19 protein-coding genes are annotated in these 17,378 nt (G+C 67.8%); 10 read left to right on the top strand and 9 right to left on the bottom strand.

Features of this window, described 5'->3' with window-relative positions:
* Position 1: 1 nt before the first annotated feature.
* Positions 2 to 427 carry a poly-beta-1,6-N-acetyl-D-glucosamine biosynthesis protein PgaD gene (pgaD, locus tag FIV34_RS08735; RefSeq protein ID WP_170207551.1) on the top strand — a complete coding sequence of 142 codons (426 nt, stop codon included), beginning with the start codon at positions 2 to 4 and terminating at the stop codon, positions 425 to 427.
* Here pgaD and egtB read toward each other — a convergent pair.
* The 9 genes from egtB to FIV34_RS08690 all read right to left on the bottom strand — a co-directional run bounded on the left by egtB (position 402) and on the right by FIV34_RS08690 (position 10,063).
* Positions 402 to 2,615: an ergothioneine biosynthesis protein EgtB gene (gene egtB / locus FIV34_RS21410; protein ID WP_139981641.1), complete on the bottom strand. Its 2,214-nt coding sequence runs from the start codon at positions 2,613 to 2,615 to the stop codon at positions 402 to 404. The two genes, pgaD and egtB, sit on opposite strands and share 26 nt — an antisense overlap.
* Before the next feature lie 17 nt (positions 2,616 to 2,632).
* The gene (locus tag FIV34_RS08725; RefSeq protein WP_139981639.1) at positions 2,633 to 3,010 is read right to left on the bottom strand and encodes a DUF427 domain-containing protein; all 378 of its coding nucleotides are present in this window, start codon (positions 3,008 to 3,010) and stop codon (positions 2,633 to 2,635) included.
* 148 nt (positions 3,011 to 3,158) lie between these two features.
* The gene (locus tag FIV34_RS08720) at positions 3,159 to 4,244 is read right to left on the bottom strand and encodes an SAM-dependent methyltransferase (RefSeq protein WP_139981636.1); all 1,086 of its coding nucleotides are present in this window, start codon (positions 4,242 to 4,244) and stop codon (positions 3,159 to 3,161) included.
* Positions 4,241 to 5,002 (bottom strand): DUF1295 domain-containing protein, encoded by a 762-nt coding sequence (locus FIV34_RS08715; RefSeq protein ID WP_139985811.1) that lies wholly within the window; start codon positions 5,000 to 5,002, stop codon positions 4,241 to 4,243. The genes FIV34_RS08720 and FIV34_RS08715 overlap by 4 nt, the downstream gene beginning before the upstream one ends.
* Before the next feature lie 23 nt (positions 5,003 to 5,025).
* Positions 5,026 to 6,261, bottom strand: coding sequence for an SAM-dependent methyltransferase (locus FIV34_RS08710; RefSeq protein ID WP_139981634.1), 1,236 nt, complete (start codon positions 6,259 to 6,261; stop codon positions 5,026 to 5,028).
* Positions 6,242 to 7,030 carry a DUF1365 domain-containing protein gene (locus FIV34_RS08705; protein WP_139981632.1) on the bottom strand — a complete coding sequence of 263 codons (789 nt, stop codon included), beginning with the start codon at positions 7,028 to 7,030 and terminating at the stop codon, positions 6,242 to 6,244. The genes FIV34_RS08710 and FIV34_RS08705 overlap by 20 nt, the downstream gene beginning before the upstream one ends.
* Entirely contained in the window at positions 7,027 to 8,289 is a 1,263-nt protein-coding gene (locus tag FIV34_RS08700; RefSeq protein ID WP_139981630.1) for an NAD(P)/FAD-dependent oxidoreductase, read from the bottom strand. Before FIV34_RS08700 ends, FIV34_RS08705 begins: the two co-directional genes overlap by 4 nt.
* A 3-nt stretch (positions 8,290 to 8,292) precedes the next feature.
* Positions 8,293 to 9,246, bottom strand: a complete 954-nt coding sequence (locus FIV34_RS08695; RefSeq protein WP_139981628.1) for an acyl-CoA desaturase — start codon at positions 9,244 to 9,246, stop codon at positions 8,293 to 8,295.
* 73 nt (positions 9,247 to 9,319) lie between these two features.
* Positions 9,320 to 10,063, bottom strand: coding sequence for a hypothetical protein (locus FIV34_RS08690; protein WP_139981626.1), 744 nt, complete (start codon positions 10,061 to 10,063; stop codon positions 9,320 to 9,322).
* 135 nt (positions 10,064 to 10,198) lie between these two features.
* Here FIV34_RS08690 and FIV34_RS08685 point away from each other — a divergent pair, with 135 nt between their 5' ends.
* From FIV34_RS08685 to FIV34_RS08650, 9 genes are all read left to right on the top strand, one after another.
* Complete coding sequence (locus tag FIV34_RS08685; protein WP_139981624.1) at positions 10,199 to 10,759, top strand: sigma-70 family RNA polymerase sigma factor; 561 nt, start codon at positions 10,199 to 10,201, stop codon at positions 10,757 to 10,759.
* Entirely contained in the window at positions 10,756 to 11,472 is a 717-nt protein-coding gene (locus FIV34_RS08680; RefSeq protein ID WP_139981622.1) for an anti-sigma factor, read from the top strand. The genes FIV34_RS08685 and FIV34_RS08680 overlap by 4 nt, the downstream gene beginning before the upstream one ends.
* A 116-nt stretch (positions 11,473 to 11,588) precedes the next feature.
* Entirely contained in the window at positions 11,589 to 13,085 is a 1,497-nt protein-coding gene (locus FIV34_RS08675) for a GGDEF domain-containing protein (RefSeq protein ID WP_139981620.1), read from the top strand.
* A gap of 56 nt (positions 13,086 to 13,141) precedes the next feature.
* Positions 13,142 to 14,926, top strand: coding sequence for a vWA domain-containing protein (locus FIV34_RS08670; RefSeq protein WP_139981618.1), 1,785 nt, complete (start codon positions 13,142 to 13,144; stop codon positions 14,924 to 14,926).
* A gap of 44 nt (positions 14,927 to 14,970) precedes the next feature.
* Positions 14,971 to 15,531, top strand: a complete 561-nt coding sequence (locus tag FIV34_RS08665; RefSeq protein WP_139981616.1) for an RNA polymerase sigma factor — start codon at positions 14,971 to 14,973, stop codon at positions 15,529 to 15,531.
* Complete coding sequence (locus FIV34_RS08660; RefSeq protein ID WP_139981613.1) at positions 15,528 to 15,965, top strand: hypothetical protein; 438 nt, start codon at positions 15,528 to 15,530, stop codon at positions 15,963 to 15,965. The genes FIV34_RS08665 and FIV34_RS08660 overlap by 4 nt, the downstream gene beginning before the upstream one ends.
* Before the next feature lie 204 nt (positions 15,966 to 16,169).
* On the top strand, positions 16,170 to 16,334 hold the full coding sequence (locus FIV34_RS20930) for a hypothetical protein (protein WP_170207550.1): 165 nt from the start codon (positions 16,170 to 16,172) through the stop codon (positions 16,332 to 16,334).
* Positions 16,331 to 16,951 carry an IMPACT family protein gene (locus tag FIV34_RS08655; RefSeq protein ID WP_139981611.1) on the top strand — a complete coding sequence of 207 codons (621 nt, stop codon included), beginning with the start codon at positions 16,331 to 16,333 and terminating at the stop codon, positions 16,949 to 16,951. The genes FIV34_RS20930 and FIV34_RS08655 overlap by 4 nt, the downstream gene beginning before the upstream one ends.
* Positions 16,948 to 17,370, top strand: a complete 423-nt coding sequence (locus FIV34_RS08650; protein WP_139981610.1) for a hypothetical protein — start codon at positions 16,948 to 16,950, stop codon at positions 17,368 to 17,370. Before FIV34_RS08655 ends, FIV34_RS08650 begins: the two co-directional genes overlap by 4 nt.
* The last annotated feature ends 8 nt before the right edge of the window (positions 17,371 to 17,378 follow it).

Here is a 17,378-nt window from a genome sequence, read left to right as displayed (position 1 = left end):
TGTGATCCAGCGCCCGGAGCGCCAGAGCGGCGCGCAGAAGGCGGCGTTTGGCCTGGTGACGGTGGTGCTGTGGGTGTTCTGGGCCTTCCTGTGGCTGCCGCTGGTGACCCTGGGCGCGTGGGCCTACGGCATCCGCGACACGCTGGCACAGCTGCACCTGCTCGATCCGATCACCGATGGCGGGGACATCAAGGTGGTGCTCACCGTCGCCCTTGCGACGGCGGTCACCTTCACGGCGTGGTCCGGCTACAACTACGCACGCTTCGTCGGCAAGCAGAAGCGCCGCGGTAATTCGCCCGTCGGTGTCGCGGAGACCGCTGCCAAGATCGGCGCCTCCACTGACGACGCGGTGCGCATGCAGGACACGCGCCGCGCCGTCGTCAGCGTCTCCGAGGAGGGTTTCATGACCCTCCGCGAGAGTCGCTGACCGGCCCGCCCTGGACCGCCTTCAGGAGGAACACGCCGAAGGCGGGCGTATCGGAGATCCACTGCGCTTCGATCGCCCACCCTGCCCGCTCCGCCAGCGCCTGGAACGATTCGGGCGTGAACTTGTGCGAGTTCTCGGTGTGGATGGTTTCGCCGGCCTCGAACGCGAACCGCTGGCCGGCCACCGTCACCGTCTGCGCCACGCTGCTTTCCAGGTGCATCTCGATGCGCGACTTCGCTGCGTTCCACACCGCGCGGTGCTCAAACGCACCCACGTCGAAATCGGCACCGAGTTCGCGGTTGATACGGACCAGCACGTTGCGATTGAACGCCGCCGTGACGCCCTCGGCATCGTCGTACGCGGCGAGCAGCACGTCGACCGGTTTCACCTGGTCGGCCCCGACGATGAAGCGGGCACCGGCGCCAAGGCGGCGACGGACGGCACGCATCAGGTCCACGGCCTCGTGCGGCTCGAAGTTGCCGATGGTGGAGCCCGGGAAAAACGCGACCACCGGCTTGCCCGCTAGCGCGTCGGGTACATCGATGCCCTGGGTGAAATCCGCCACCACCGGGACGATCGCCAGCGACGGATAGGCACTGCGCAGGCGCTCGGCCGCGCCTTGCAGCGCGTCGGGGCTGATATCCACCGGGACGTAGGCGGCCAGCGAGGGTTTCGCGTCGAGCAGCAGGCGGGTCTTGTCGCTCGCGCCGCTACCCAGTTCCAGCAACACCGCATCATCGGGAATCGCCGCGGCGAGCGCCGGCGCGATGGTGTGCAACAAGCCGGTTTCGGTGCGCGTCGGGTAGTACTCGGGCGTCTCGCAGATGGCCTCGAACAAGGCCGAGCCCGCACCGTCGTAGAAGTACTTCGGCGAGAAGGTCTTCTGCGGGGTCGAGAGGCCGGCGAGGGTATCGCGCAGGAACGCCTGGCGCTCGTCGTCATCCGCCCGGGCGAGGGCCCGTGCCAGACGCACGCCGGCAAACATCCAGCGCTGCCCCGGACGGTAGAAATTCCGGTACGACGGCCGCGAATGGCCTGGCGGCGTCACCGACGCACCACCGCGCAACACCATCTGCCCGCTCATGAACTTGCCGTTGTACTCACCCACGGCATCGTCCGCGGCGGTGAAACCGGGATAGGCGGTGTACGCGCTGGCGGTCCACTGCCATGCGGTGTCGTATACCTGCTCGAGGTCGTGCCGCGTGCGCACGGCGTGTTCCCACTCCGCTTCGGTAGGCAGGCGCGCGCCGGCCCAGCGGGCGTAGGCATCGGCCTCATAGAAGCTCACGTGGACCACGGCAGCGTCCGGGTCCACCGGCTGCCAGCCACCTGGCGTCATGTGGAACCAGGTGTCGCCTTCGCGCTGCCAGTACAGCGGCGCGTCCCAACCTTCGGCCTGGCACTGTGCCCAACCGTCGGAGAGCCACAGCTCCGGACGTCGATAGCCGCCGAGCGCCATGAAGGCCAGCCACTGGCCATTGGTGACCAGGCGATCGGACAGCTGGAAGGGTTCCAGCCACGCGGTGTGCTGCGGACCTTCGTTGTCGAAGGCAAAGGCTTCGTCCGCCACACCGATGCGCACCGGGCCACCCGCCACGTGGCGGTAACGCCCGGCGGGGCCGGCGGGCGCGGCCGGCCATGCCGGATGGAAGGCGGGCTTCAACGGCGATTGCGCGAACAGGTGCTGCACGTCCATCACCAGCAATTCCTGGTGCTGCTCCTCGTGGGCCAGGCCCAGGCGCAGCAGCGCCTCGCGCTCGGCGTCGAGCCCGGCAGCGATGAAGCGGCGCATGTGGGTATCCACGTGCGCACGGTACGCGCGGACGCCATCGATGCCCGGCCGGGTGATCAGGCCGCGCATGGGGCGCGGGTGACGCGGGCCCACGGCCTCGTAGTACGAGTTGAACAGGTAACCAAACGTCGCATCGAAGACGCTGTAACCGGGCAGGTTCGGCCCGAGCAGGAAGGTCTCGAAGAACCACGTGGTATGCGCGAGGTGCCACTTCGCCGGGCTGGCATCGGGCATGGACTGCGCCTGCATGTCTTCGGCGCCGAGTGCGGCAACCAGCGCATCGGTGCGCCCCCGCACGGCGTCATAGCGCTCGGCCAGGGAAAGCGCGGGCGGGGTCGCGCCTTCGGCGGGGGCCGTCGTACACGAGGCGGTCCAGGTGTCAAAAAGAGCTTGCATGGGGAAGACTCCGGCGGTCAGTCGGGGGTGTGCTCGATGGACACGCGGTCGGGGTAAAAGGCCAGGTGGCCGCGGATATCGGCGGCGGCCTCATGTGGCGTTTCGTAGGTCCAGATGGCGTTGATGGCACGCTCGCTGTTACCGGGGAGGCTGTAATACGAGGCCTCGCCCTTGTACGGGCACCAGGTGGTGTGCTCCGTACGTTGCAGCACGGCCATGTTCGCGTCATCGCGCGGGATGTAGAGCACCACCGGGTACGTGGACTCTTTCAGGCTCATGGCACGACGGGTATCGGCGATGACCGTGTCGCCATCGCGCACCACCACACGCCCGCCGGCGGGCGTGATGGTCATCGGATGATCGGGGCCAGGGATCCTGACGGGGCGGGAGGACATATCACTCTCCTTCAATGCGGACGTGCAGGCAGGCCATCGTGGGACCGCCAACCGCCCATGCCAAGCCAACAGGCTGGAAAAGGTGAAATGTCTCGCAGGCACAGATGGCAGGATTGGACATTCCTGCCGGCCCCACATCAGGCCTGCCCTAGTAGAGCGGCCGGGTGAAACGGTAGTGGCTCACGCCCCATTCCGAGCCCCCGGCATAGCCAAACAGCTCCGCGCAGGCCATCCAGAACATCCGCCAGCGCTGGAACCACAGCCGGGCCGCGTCCCCATAGGCCTCGACCAGCACCGCCATGACGGCATCGCGGTTCGCATCCTGGCGCGCCAGCCAGTGATTGGCGGTGCGCTCATAGTGGGTGCCGTCCACCTGCCAGCGCGCTTCGATGCGCAGGTCGTCCTGGAACCATAGCAGCGTATCCGCCGCCGGCATCAGCCCCCCGGTAAAGAAGTGCCGGGCCATCCAGTCGCTGTCCCCGTCGGTGTCGAAGGGATACATCAGCGTGCGGTGGGTGAAGATGTGCACGAACAGCTTGCCACCCGGCTTCAGCCAGCGGCCGATGCGCTTGAGCAGGGTCGCGTAGTTGCGCATGTGCTCGAACATCTCGATCGACACGCAACGGTCATAATCGGCGTCAAGCAGGGTCAGCGTGTTCACGTCGGCCGTGATCACCTGCACATTGTGGATGTTCAGCGCCGCACAGCGGGCCTGGATGTGACGGCGCTGCGGGGCCGAATTGGATACCGCGGTAATCCGCGCCCGTGGATAGCGCTGGGCCATCCACAGGGTGAGCGAGCCCCAGCCGCAACCGAGTTCCAGGATCGCCTGGCCATCGGCCAGCTCCGCGCGCTCGCTGTAAAGCGCCAGCATCGCCTCTTCGGCCTCGTCCAGGGTCATGCCGGGCCGCGGGTAATAGCAGCTGGAATATTTCAGCCGGTGGCCCAGGCACAGCTCGAAGAAGGCGGGGGGCAGTTCGTAATGCTGGCCATTGGCGGCGTCGGTGTGGATCGCCACCTCGCTATGCCGCAGGGTGTCTATCAGCGCCTGGAAGCGTTCCGCGGTGGCGCCTTCGCCGCCGCGGCGCTCGTGCGTCATGCGCTCGGCGCACAGCCGACGGATGCCGGCGCGCAGGAGGGCATCCGGCACCAGGCCGCGTTCGGCCAGGCCGAGCAGGCCGGGAGCGACGTCGTTTTCGCGGGCGTAGCCCGTGGGGTTGGCGATGGTGGTCATGCGTCCTCGCGCGAAGGCTTGGGAAACCAGGGGAAAAACATCGGCGTGTCGCGCTGGTAGCGGCGGTAATCGTCCCCGCGCGTCCGCAACGCCTGCGCCTCGGTGAACGGCACGCCACTCACGAAACGGATAAACAGGAACATCACCACCGGGCCACTCCATGCCAGCCACGCCAGCGGCGAGCCGATGGCGAGGAACACATAGGTGAACCAGTGCAGCCACTCAAAGAAATAGTTCGGGTGGCGCGAATAGCGCCACAAGCCGGCGCGGCAGGTCTTGCCATGGTTCGCCGGATCCGCACGGAAGCGCGACAGCTGGCGATCGGCCAGGGTTTCACCCGCCACGCTGACCACCCACACGAGCACCGCAGGCAGGGTCCACGCGCCAGCGCCTTCCGCATTGGCCGCCACGGCGATGAACGGCACCGCGAACACACCGATGAGGAACGCCTGGAACTGGAAGAAGCCGAAGAACTTGCCCTGGTGCCCATGCCACGCCGCGCGCAGCGCCCGATAGCGGCCATCCTCCGGCTCGCTGCGCACGCGCTGCCACAGGTGCCAGGCCAGGCGCGCACCCCACGCACCACCCAGCACGGCCAGCCACAGGCGCGTGGATGCCGCGCCCTGCCCCACCCACGCGGTGAACAGCGCCGCCACGCCGAGCCCGGCCGCCCACAACACGTCGACGATGCCGGCGTTGGTCTTGCGGCGCTGCCATGCCCAGCCACCCGCCATGGCCCATGCGGCGGTAAGCCACATCGTCAGGAGGGTATGGAGCGTACTCACGCCGGCGTGCCCGGTTTGGCGAACAACAGGTGCGACACACCGATGGAACGCTCCAGGAAGCCGCCCTCGCAGTACGCCAGGTAAAACTCCCACAGGCGCAGGAAGCGCTCATCGAAGCCTTGCCCGCGCGCTTCCGGCCGCGCACCGAGGAAGCGCTCGCGCCAGGCATGCAGGGTGCGCGCATACGAGAGGCCGAAGTCTTCCTGGCGCAGCAAGGCCAGGTCGGTGGCCCGGGTCTTGGCGGCGAGCATCGCATTCACCGAAGGAATGAAGCTGCCAGGGAAGACGTATCGCTTGATGAAGTCCACGGCGCGCAAGGCCTGCGCGTAACGATGGTCTTCAATGGTGATGGCCTGCAGCAGCGCCCGCCCGCCCGGACGCAGCAGCGCGCCGACTTTGCCGAAGTACGTATCGAGGTAGGCCGCGCCGATGGCTTCCACCATTTCGATGGACACCAGCTTGTCGTACTGGCCTTGCAGCTCGCGGTAATCCTCCAGCAGCAGCGTGACGCGGTCGCCCAGGCCCGCATCGGCGACGCGACGCGAGGCCAGCGCGTGCTGTTCGCGCGAGATGGTGGTGGTCGTCACGTGGCAGCCATAGTGGCGCGCGGCATGCAGCGCGAAGCCACCCCAGCCCGTGCCGATCTCGATCACGCGGTCGCCCGGGCCCAGCTCCAGCCACTGGCAGACGCGATCCAGCTTGCGGCGTGACGCGGCTTCCAGCGTATCGCCCGGCCCTTCCCACAAGGCCGACGAATACATCAGGTCGTCGGACAGGAACAGGTTGAAGAAGTCATTGCCGAGATCGTAATGGGCGGCGATATTGCGACGGCTGCCGTCACGGGTGTTCCGGCGCAGCGCGGCCCAGGCCTTCATCGCCCAGCCGCCGATACGGGCCATGCCGCCTTCCATGCCGTCGAGCAGGTCGCGGTTGCGCACGAGCAGGCGCACCAGGCCCACCAGGTCGTCGCAGGTCCACTGGCCGTCCATGAACGATTCGCCCGCGCCCACGCTGCCGTTGCCCGCAACGGTGCGGTAGAAGCCCATGTCATGGATGACGATGTGCACCGAGCCGGCGCGCGACGGACTGCCCAGCTCGACGGTCCCCAGCGCATCGATGATCACCAGGTGGCCGTGCTGCAGGCCCGCCATCCGGCGCAGCAACTGCCCGCGCAGGAAGCGCAGGCTGCGGGGCACCAGGGTATCGCTTGCGTTACGGACGATCGCGTTCATACATGCCCTTTGGCAGTTTGCCGGGGTGGTCGTGGACGGGGTTGCCCTTCAGCCACAGGCGCAACGCTTCAAAATGGATGGCACCGACGACCTTGGCCGTCATCAGCGGGTAACGCCACAACACGCGCGCCAGCGAGGCGCCGGTAAGGGGCCGCCGTTCCAGGGCAAGATGCGCATCGAACTCGCGCTCGCCATCGCGCAGGATGTCCATGTGCACCAGCAGGCGTTCGTCCGGGCGGGTGAAGCGCCAGCGATACGTGCGGTCCATCGGCATGAAGGGCGAGACGTGGAAGGCCTTGGCAAACCGTTCGTCCACGGCATGGCCGCCGGGGCCGGTCGCCGGGAGCACATAGGCATGGCGCTCATGCCACGGCGTGTTGGTGATTTCCGCCAGGACACCGGCCAGCGTTTCGCCGTCCGCTTCGTAGCAGTAATAGAAACTCACCGGATTGAACACGAACCCGGCATAGCGCAGGTGGGCGAGCATGCGCACCGGGCCGGACGGCCGCTGGCCCAGCACCTGCCCCACGCGATCACGCACGGCGTCGGCAAGCGGCGTTTCCGCGGCGCCGAAGTAATCCGTACGGCGGAATTCGGCGAGGTTGCGGCCATGGGCGGACCAGAACCAGCGCGAGGCGAACACCGCATCCACTTCGTCCAGGTCCAGCCACAGCTGGGCCATGCGGTACGAAAACGCATGCGGTTTCGGCGCATGGCGACGGTGCGTCACCATGCCTTCGTACACGGCGCTGGCGAACGCGGCACTCATGCGAAGGCCCGCCGGGTGGTGGCCACGCGGTCGAAATCGTGCGCGAGTTCCACCGCGCTGCGGATGCCATCCTCGTGGAAACCCCAGCCCCAGTAGGCGCCGGCGAACCAGGTGCGATGCTTGCCCTGGATCTCCGCCTTGCAGCCCTGTGCCGCCACGGAGGCATGCGAGTACACCGGGTGGTGGTACGTCATGCGGCGCAGCACCTTCGCCGGGTCGATCGACTCGCTGCGGTTAAGCGTCACGACGAAGGGTTCAGGCGATTCGATGCCCTGCAGCAGGTTCATGCAGTAGCTCACCGTGCAGGCCTCGCCCGGCGTGGCCGGTACCCAGGCGTTCCACGCGGCCCAGGCCTTGCGTGAGCGCGGCAGCAGCGACGCATCGGTGTGGAGCACGGTTTCGTTCGGCTGGTAACGCATGGCGCCGAGGACGAAGCGCTCGACCGGATGGGCATCCGCCAGCAGCGCCAGCGCCTGGTCCGAGTGGCAGGCGAGCACCACTTCATCAAAGCTCTCGCTGCCCCGGTGGGTCAGCACGTCCACGCGATCCGCATGCCGCTGCACGGCCAGCACCGGCGTCGCGATGCGCTCGGTGACGTTCCAGCGGGCACGCATGGCCTCGACGTAACGCAGGGAGCCGCCGGTCACCACGCGCCACTCCGGCCGGCCCGAGGCCTGCAGCATGTGGTGGTTGGCCATGAAGCGGACGAGATACTTCGCGGGGAAACCCAGGATGCTGCTCGACGGCGACGACCACAGGGCGCACGCCATCGGCACCAGGTGCTCATCGCGGAACAGGCTGCCGTAGCCGTTACGGTCCAGGTACTCGCCGAGGGTCGGGCCCGGCCCTTCGACATCGAGCAGCGCCGGTGCTTCACGGTAGAAGCGAAACAGGTCGCGCAGCATGCCGTAGAAGCGCGGCGACCACAGGTTGCGGCGCTGGCAGAACAGCGTGGACAACGAGGTGGCGTTGTACTCGCGGCCCGAGGCTTCGCTGCGCACCGCGAAGCTCATGGTGGTCGGCTGCGTCGCCACGTCCAGTTCCTTGAACAGGCCGGTCAGCAGCGGATAGTGCGCCGGGTTATGCACGATGAAGCCGGTATCCACCTGGTACTCGCGCCCATGCAGCGCGATCGTGTGGGTATGCACGTGACCGCCCAGCTGGTGGCTCGCTTCGAACAGCACCACCTCGTGGCGGCGCGACAACAGCCACGCCGAGGCCAGCCCCGCGATACCCGACCCGACCACAGCGACTCGCATGCCTTAGCGCCTCATCTTTGCTGCCACCCACGCCGGGATGGGCTTGAGATCACGAACCAGGCCAAGGCGTGCCATCAGCCACAGGCCATACCAGGTGAGATCCACCTCCCACCAGCGAAAGCCCTGGCGCACCGTGCCGGGGAAGAAATGATGGTTGTTATGCCAGCCTTCGCCAAAGGTAAGCAACGCGAGCCAGGGATTGTTGCGACTCTCGTCGCGCGTGGCGAAACGCTGCGTGCCAAAGCGGTGCGACAGCGAATTGATCGTCACCGTCGCGTGGAACAGCACCACGGTGGAGATGAAGAAGCCCCACACCAGCATCTGCCAGCCACTGGTCCCCAGCCCCGGGGCCACGTGTTCAAGCAGCTTGCCGAAGCCAAACAACGCCACCGCCAGCAACACTGGCACGGCGGTGTCGTAACGGTCGAGCCAGCGCAGTTCGGGGCACGCGGCGAAATCCGGCACGCGGTCGATGTGGGTGCGGAAGCCGCGCGGGGTCAGGAACCAGCCCGCATGGCTCCACAGGAAGCCGTGCACCTTGGGCGAGTGCGGATCCTGGGGCGTATCCGCATGGCGGTGATGATGGCGATGGTGGGCCGCCCACCACAGCGGCCCGCGCTGCACGCACGAGGCCCCGATGGCGGCGAAAACGAACTGCACCGGGCGCGAGGTGCGGAAGGTCCGGTGCGAGAAGTAGCGGTGGTAGAAGCCGGTGAGGGCGAACATGCGCACCACGTACATCGCCACGGCCACCGCCACCGCGACGGCGGATGTCCCAGTCCAGATCACCGCCACGCAGGCCAGGTGCATCGCCACGAACGGCGCCGCCCGCAGCCAGTCGATGCGGTCGGCCCGCGCATCGTCGGCCGGGGCATCCGCGCTGGTATCGAACCAGCGGCGGAGCACGCCCAGGCGCGGGGTGCGATGCGGTGCGTCAGGGGCGGCTGGAAAACGCATGGGGCGGCAGGCTCCGGGGATCGTCACCGGTGTATACGGGTGAACCACCCCGGCGGATGCACGGCCCCGGCACTCAGGTGGTGCAGGTGCCATCCAGCCTGGCGTGGAGCACGTCGTCCACGGCCGAGGACGGCAGGCCCATGGCACGGCCCGCGGCCGGGAAGTCGATGCGCACATCGATGCCCTTCCCCTTCGCGTTACGCACGGTGCCCATGCCCTCGTAACGCAGCAAGAGGTGGTCGTCGGCGCCGTAGGTCATGTTGATCGTGGGCACGGCAAAGGCGTACCAGGTGTCCAGCTTCATGGCGAGCTGGCGTTTGCCATTGCTCACCTTGCCGCCGGTGATCTGCACGTTATAGAAGCGAAAGCGGCTGGCCACGAGGAACGGCACCGAGGCGCCCGTGCCCAGGGAATCCCAGTGCGTGCGGATATACGCATCGAAGCCGGCGTCGATGACGGCCCCGTTGGGCACCTCGATGGTTTTGGCCTGGTCATCGCCACCCCGGCGCTTCACCCGGATGTCGATCTTGTTGCCGCTGGCGTGGACATCCTCGTGCAGGCCCTGGCGCGCGTCCTCATAGGTGACGTCCGGCCGCATGGGGTCGGTACCGGAGCTCAGCACCTTGCGCGCGAACGGCTTGCCGTCCGGGCACTGGTAGCTCACCACGTGGCGGGCGCCGTCGACGTAATGGATCTCGTGATAGAGCAGCGCGCCACCGCCGCGGGGCGTGGCATCGCCGGCGTAGCGGTCCGCCGCATGCAGGGGCAGCCCGCAGGCACCCAGTGCCGTGAGAACCAGCAGGCGTTTCGTCGTCATAGGATGAATCCTTGGCAGGCGGATCGCCTTGGGAGCAGGTACGGCAGGGAGGGTCGCCCGGACGCGGTCGCGTTTTCGTGACGGCCAGTCGTGGTATAGAACCGGCACGCGCCATCGTCACAAGGATTTCCGAGCATGCCAGGCACCACGCCCGCCGAGCGGGACGCGCTTAACGACTTGCTGCGGCGCACGGGCGCCCGGGACCAGAAGGCCTTCGAGCAACTCTACAAGGCCACCTCGCCGCGTTTGTTCGGCGTCTGCCTGCGCCTGGTGGGTGACCGGGCCGAGGCCGATGAGGTGCTCCAGGAAGCCTTCGTCACCATCTGGCGGCGCGCGTCGTCCTTTGACGCCACCCTGTCCAGCGCCTTCACCTGGCTGGTGACCGTGGTGCGCAACAAGGCCATCGACCGCCTGCGCCAGCGCCCCGGCGTGCACGTGGCGACCGATATCGCCTGGGAATCGATCGTCGACGACACGCCCGGGCCGTCGTCCCAGGCCGAGGACAGCCAGGCCTACGGGCGCCTGCACGAATGCCTCGATGAGCTCGAGGGCCAGCAACGCCGTTCCATCCGTGAAGCCTTTTTCAGTGGCGCTACGTATAACGAGCTGGCGGAACGAGCCAAGGTGCCACTCGGCACCATGAAAAGCTGGATCCGCCGTGGCCTGATGCAATTACGGGCGTGCCTGGGCTCATGAATACGACTTTCGATAACGACAAAGACAACCTGCGTTATGCCGAATACGTGCTTGGCCTGCTCGACGCCGACGCGCGGGCCGCCGTGGCCCGCGAAATCGCCGAGCAGCCGGAAGCCGAAGCCGCGGTCGCCCGCTGGCAGGTATGGCTGACCCCACTGGCCATGCAGGTGGATCCGGTGGAACCTCCGGCGCATACCTGGGCCGCCATCCGCCGCCGGTTGGCGCTCGAGGCCGAGGCCCCGCGCCCTAGCCTGTGGGACAGCCTGGCGCTATGGCGCTGGATTGGCGTCGGTGCGTCGGCCGTGGCCGCCTGCCTGCTGGTGCTCACCCTCACCCGGCCGCCGGGCACACCGCCCGCCGCCACGGCACCTGCCGTGCTGATGGTGTCCACGCTGGCCGGTGACAACGGCGTGGCTTCCTGGACCGCGACGATGGACGTCGAGCGTCGCGAACTCTTGCTGGTGCCCGCCAGCCCCGAGCCGCTGGCGGCGGGCCGCGACACCGAGCTCTGGCTGATTCCTGAGGGCGGTGCTCCCATCGCAGTCGGCGTGTTCGCGCCGGCGAATGGCAAGCGCTTCGCCCTGCCGAAGGACCTGGTCGATCGCCTCGGCCCGACCGCCGCGCTGGCCGTCTCGGTGGAACCGACGGGCGGCTCGCCCACCGGCCAGCCCACCGGCCCGGTCATCGCCAAGGGCAGCATCCGGGCGGCCTGACGCGCCTTCACATTTGTCGAGAAACGCGCCGTAAGATATTGACGGCGGGGCTCAACTTTACTGAGACCCCGCCGATAAAAAGGGTAGCGTCGCAGTCAGGGGGCCAGGGGCACGCCATGAAACTCGTCATTGCCGCGGTGGCTGTCCTCGCGGTCCACGCGATCGCGCTGGCGGTCACGCCAGCCGGTGGCATGGCGATTTCGTATGCCTTTTTCTTTGGCGTCTCCGTCGCGGCCATGGCCAGCGTCGTCTTCGCCTGGCACCGCTCGGGCACCCCGCGCGATAACCGCTGGTGGCTGCTGCTCGGCAGCCTCGCGCTGTGGACGGTGGGTATGTCGCTCTCCGCGCGACAGAACTACGTGCTGGATAACTCCAACCCGGCGCCCGGCGACAGCATGTTCTTCTACATCCTGTACGTGCTGCCGGTGCTCGTGGCTGTCTCCTCAGCCCCCGTAGCCGCGCGCAAGAAGTGGGCGCTGGCGATCGACCTGGTGCTGGCGGCCCTGCTCGGCGTGCTGTTCTACGTGCGCACGTTCTCCATCGTGTCGATGGAAGGCGCGATGGGCCCGCAGCAGGCCATCGACGTGGCGCGCATGCTCGATTTCGAAAACGTCTGCCTGGCCGTGGCCGCGCTGTTGCGCTTCCTCGCCACCGACCGCGCGGACGACCATTACTTCTTCCGCGCGGTGATGGCGTTCTTCGTCTGCTACGTCATCTCCGGCTATTGCTATAACCACTACGTGGCCCTGGGCGGCCACCCGGACTTCGGCGATTCGCCATGGGATGCGCTGCTCGACGTGCCGTTCCTGGCCATGGGCATCGCCACGCTCTCGCGCAAGCCACAACGCCACTGGCATCCGCCGGTGTACCTCGTTCGTTTCGTGCAGAGCGCCAGTCCCACGTTTCTCGCCATGAGCGTGCTTGGCTTTGGCCTCATGGTGATCCCGGGTTACCCCTCGCTGGGCATCACCGGCGCGATTGCCGCCGTGATCGGCATCGGCCTGCGCGGCACGCTGGCCCAGGTGGATCTGGTCGAAGAAGAATCGCGCCTGTCGCGCAGCCGCGACGTGCTGGAAGGCCTGGTGTTCGTCGACAGCCTCACCGGGCTGGCCAACCGCCGCGCGCTGGATGAGCGCCTGCTTCGCGAATGGCACCGCCCCGGCCAGCGCGAACCGATCGCGCTGCTGATGATCGACGTCGACTACTTCAAGGAATACAACGACCGCTACGGCCACCTGGCCGGCGACGACTGCCTGCGCGCCCTCGCCTCCACGCTGGTGGCGCGTGGCCTGCGCGTCGGTGACTTCCTGGCCCGCTTCGGCGGCGAAGAATTTGCCGTGGTCGCGCCCGGCACGCGCATCGCCGAAGCGCTGCAGCTGGCCGAAGGCCTGCGTGCCCAGGTGCAGGAGCAGGCCATCGCCCACCCGCGCAGCCCGTTCGGCATGCTGACCATCACCATCGGCGTCGCGGCCATCCAGGCCAGCGGCACCAGCGGTCCGCTGGAACTACTCAACGCCGCGGACCGCGCCCTGTACCGGGCGAAGCACGCCGGCCGCAACCGCGTCGGCGGCCCGGCCGAAAACAACATCGAATCGATCGCACGCAGCGTTTAACCCCGTTTGCCGGGTTGCCCCGTTTCATCGTCATGTCCCCAAGGAGGCCATGCACGATGAACACCCTTCGCGTCACCCTTTCCCTGCTCTTTACCGGCCTGGTCGCCGCGGCCGGTGCCGCCGGCGCCGAGCAACCCCAGCCGGCCGTGCGCCGCGTGGCGCCCGTGCCCGCCCCCGAAACCGACGTGAACTGCAGCGATGCGCCGCGCGTCCGCTATGGCTACGCGCCGTCCGCGCCGCCGATGATGCAGCCGCAGGCGCGCATGGCCATGCATGCCATGCCGGCGCAGGCCAAGGTGCAGATGCTCGACCAGGAGGCTGTCGCGACGGCAGTGCCCGCACCACCCGCGCCATCTGCACCCGCCAAGATCGCCGCCAACATGGTCCCGCCCGGCGTCATCATCGGCGGCCTCGCCGTGCAGGAGGTGGACACCAGCCGCTACGCCCATCGCGACACCAATCCGGTGCACCAGGCGGCGGCCGATCCGGTGTCGACCTTCAGCATCGACGTGGACACGGGTTCGTATACGAACGTGCGCCACATGCTCAGCGAAGGCCAGCTCCCGCCCGCGGACGCCGTGCGCAGCGAGGAGTTCATCAACTACTTCAACTACGGCTACGCGGCGCCGAAGGATCGTTCGCGCCCCTTCAGCGTCACCACCGAGTTCTCACCCTCGCCGTGGAACGCCAACCGCCAGCTGCTGCTGGTGGGCATCCAGGGCTATACCGTGCCGGCCAGTGAGATCCCCGCGGCCAACCTCGTGTTCCTCGTCGATGTCTCCGGTTCCATGGACGAGCCCGAGAAGCTGCCGCTGCTGAAGGCCTCGCTGAAGCAGGTGGTGCCGAAGCTGCGCGCGCAGGATCGCATCTCGCTGGTGACTTACGCGGGCAGCACCTGCGTGGCGCTGTCGTCCACGCCGGGCGACCAGCACGCGAAGATCAACGCCGCCATTGATGCGCTGGGCGCCGGTGGTTCGACCAACGGTGCCGCGGGTATCGACCTGGCCTATGCACAGGCGGCGAAGGGCTTCATCAAGGGCGGCGTCAACCGCGTGATCCTCGCCACCGACGGTGACTTCAACGTGGGCACGGTGGGCGTGCAGCAGCTGAAAGACCGCATCGCCGACAAGCGGCGCAGCGGTATCGCCCTCACCACGCTCGGCTTTGGCGAGGGCAACTACAACGACGAGATGGCGGTGAGCCTCGCCGACGTCGGCAACGGCAGCCACCACTACATCGACAGCCTGGAAGAAGGCCGCCGCGTGCTGGTGGATGAAATGTCCGCCACGCTGATGACGATCGCCAAGGACGTGAAGATCCAGGTGGAATTCAATCCCGGCGTTGTCGCCGAATACCGCTTGATCGGTTACGAGAAGCGCATGCTGGCCCGCGAGGATTTCAACAACGATGCGGTGGATGCGGGCGAGATCGGCGCGGGTGCGAATGTCACGGCGCTGTACGAGATCACGCTGAAGGGCGCGAAGGATGCCCACGTCGACCCGTTGCGCTACGGCGCGGAGGCACCGGCGGCCAAGGGTTCCGAACTCGCCTTCCTCCGCCTGCGCTACAAGGCGCCCGAGGGCGGCGCGAGCCAGCTGATCGAACAGCCGCTCTCCGCCGCCGTGACCTCGCCCAGCGAACGGATGCGCTTCGCGGCGGCCGTGGCGGCCTTCGCGGACAACCTGCGCGGCGGCAAGTACAGCGAGGGGTTTGGCTACGACAAGGTGGCCGAGCTCGCCCGCGGTGCCCAGGGCAAGGATGAGGGTGGCTACCGTGCCAGCATGGCGCGCCTGGCCGAGATGGCCGGCGGCATGCAGACCCCGGTGGCCGGCACCCGCTGACCAGGGCTCCTATGCCACGCCCGAATGCCGTAACCTCGTCGGCCATGGATGCTCCCCTGGCCGACGATACCGCGCTGATGCTCGCCTGGGTGGGCGGGGACGCGGCTGCCTTCAAGGCGCTATACGCACAGCACAAGGGGCCGCTGTACCGCTTCCTGATGAAGACGGTGAAGGACCGGGCGCTGGCCGACGAGCTGTTCCAGGAAACGTGGGCGCGCGTCATCGCGGCGCGCGACCGCTACCGGCCCGAGGCCAAGTTCAGCACGTGGCTGCTGCAGATCGCGCATAACCTCGCCATCGACGGCTTCCGCAAACTGAAACCGCTGGCCTCGTCCGACGAAGCCGAAGCGGTGTTCGCCCACCAGGCCGCGCCCGAGCGCGAACAGCCCGAGCAGGCCTTGTCCGAATTCGAACTGCGCCGGCGCATGCAGCAAGCGATCGACAGCCTGCCCGACGACCAGCGCGAGACCTTCGTGCTGCGCATGGAGTACGAGCTTTCCCTGGAGGACATCGCCGCCATCACCGGCGTCGGCCGCGAAACCGCTAAATCGCGGTTGCGCTACGCCATGGCACGCATCAAACAGTGGTTTGCGACATCGACATGAATCCGAATACGCCACCGCCCCACGACGACGACCTGCCGGACGAGCGCGAGCTCGCCGCGCTGTACGCGCGCCTGCCCAAGGCCGAGCCCGACGCGGCCCTCGATGCCGCCGTGCTGGCCGCCGCCCTGCGCGTCACGCCGCCGGTACGCCGCCGCCCCCGTTGGCCCGTCGCCCTGGGCAGCGCCGCCGTGCTCGTCCTTGCCGTGGGCGTGGGCCTCCATCTGCGCGACACCCCGATCCACGACCCGGTGGCCGGGAACGCCGAACGCTTCGCCGCGCCTGCCGCCGCACCCGTCCAGGAGCCGGCGGCCGCCCCCGCGCCCGCCCCGGTCGAAGCAGAAGCCGCCACCCCCGCACCGCCCCCGAAACTCATCGCCCAAAGCACAGCCCCCACCCACGCCATCACCCGCCGCATCGCCGAAGCCCCCGCGTAGGAGCGCACCCTGTGCGCGACGCCGTTCGCCCAAACGCCCAGGCCCTCGTCTTCGCCCCAGAATCCGCGCCGGCACCGCCGTCACCCGCCGCACCCCCAGCGCCCCCGCCCCTCAGCACCACCCACGACCGCAGCCGGCCTCACCGCCAGCCACACCGCCGACCTCGACCTGCCCAACATCGAACCCCGCTCGCAGGCGAAAGCCATGAAGGCCGCGCCCGCGCCGCTCTCCCCCGACGACCGCGTCGGCGAAATCCGCCGCCTGCTCGACCAGGGCGACCGCGCCGCCGCGCTGCAGAAACTCGCCGAACTTCGCCGCCTCTACCCCGCGTATGACATCCCGCAAGACCTCCGCGACCTGAAACAGTGAATGCCCCGCTAGCCACCCTCGTCGCGCCGTTCCAGCACGAAGAAGAGATCAAGAAGAGTCGCTTCCTCGCGCAAGCCGCGCCGGTCACGTCGCCGGCGGACGCCCTCGCCTTCTTCCAGGCCGTCGGCGACCCTGCCGCCACGCACAACTGCTGGGCCTACCGCATCGGCGACGCCTACCGCTTCAATGACGACGGCGAACCCGGCGGCACCGCCGGCCGCCCCATCCTCGCCGCCATCGACGGCCAGGGCTGCGACCGCGTGGCGGTGGTGGTCACCCGTTGGTACGGCGGCATCAAGCTCGGCGCCGGCGGCCTCGTGCGTGCGTACGGCGGCAGCGCCGCGGAATGCCTGCGGCTGGCACCGCGCGTGGCGATCATCGAGCGGCGTAACCTGACGATGCGCGTCGACTTCACCGACCTGGCGCTGGTCACCGCCCGCATCCGCGAACTGGATGGCAACATCGACGAAGAACACTTCGTCGCCGATGGCGCCGATCTTCTCGTCTCCGCGCCGCTTGATCGCATCGAGGCCATTGTCGCGAAGGTGATTGACGCCACGCGTGGGCGGGTCATGCCCAAAGCACTCATCGACGGACAAACACAGGGGCAGCCATGACCTCACCCGAGATGGACGATCGCGAAACGTTCGAGAACGTTTTTTATTATTTCCTGACGAGCCTTCGGGTACTCGCCTCTGATGCCGCGTCCCAATGCGAGGCCATGGGAAACCACAACACGCCCTGGGAAATCCAGCGTGACATGGTTTCTGGCGGGTTGGGATCACTGCGCTTATCAGCGCGGACGCTGAATTGGGAGCAAGCCGAGAAAATCCTGGATATCGTCGCCGCCGTAAGGCGACTCCCCCGGGAAGCGATTGCCGTGCCGAACATGAGCATGACAAGCCACGTTGGTTGTGTGGCAGCCATGAGTCATCCGGCATGGGAGCCGTTGCGCAGAGAGGCGGCGGCTTTGCTCGTTTTTCTGGAACCGGCGATTCAGGCGAATACGGCGTATATCCATAGGAAAGCGAAATGATCCGCCTT

It is taken from the genome of Luteibacter pinisoli (assembly GCF_006385595.1).
In the GTDB taxonomy this organism is placed as follows: domain Bacteria; phylum Pseudomonadota; class Gammaproteobacteria; order Xanthomonadales; family Rhodanobacteraceae; genus Luteibacter; species Luteibacter pinisoli.
The sequence above is the reverse complement of the archived record's forward strand: the minus strand, read 5'-3'. Positions and strand labels throughout refer to the sequence as shown.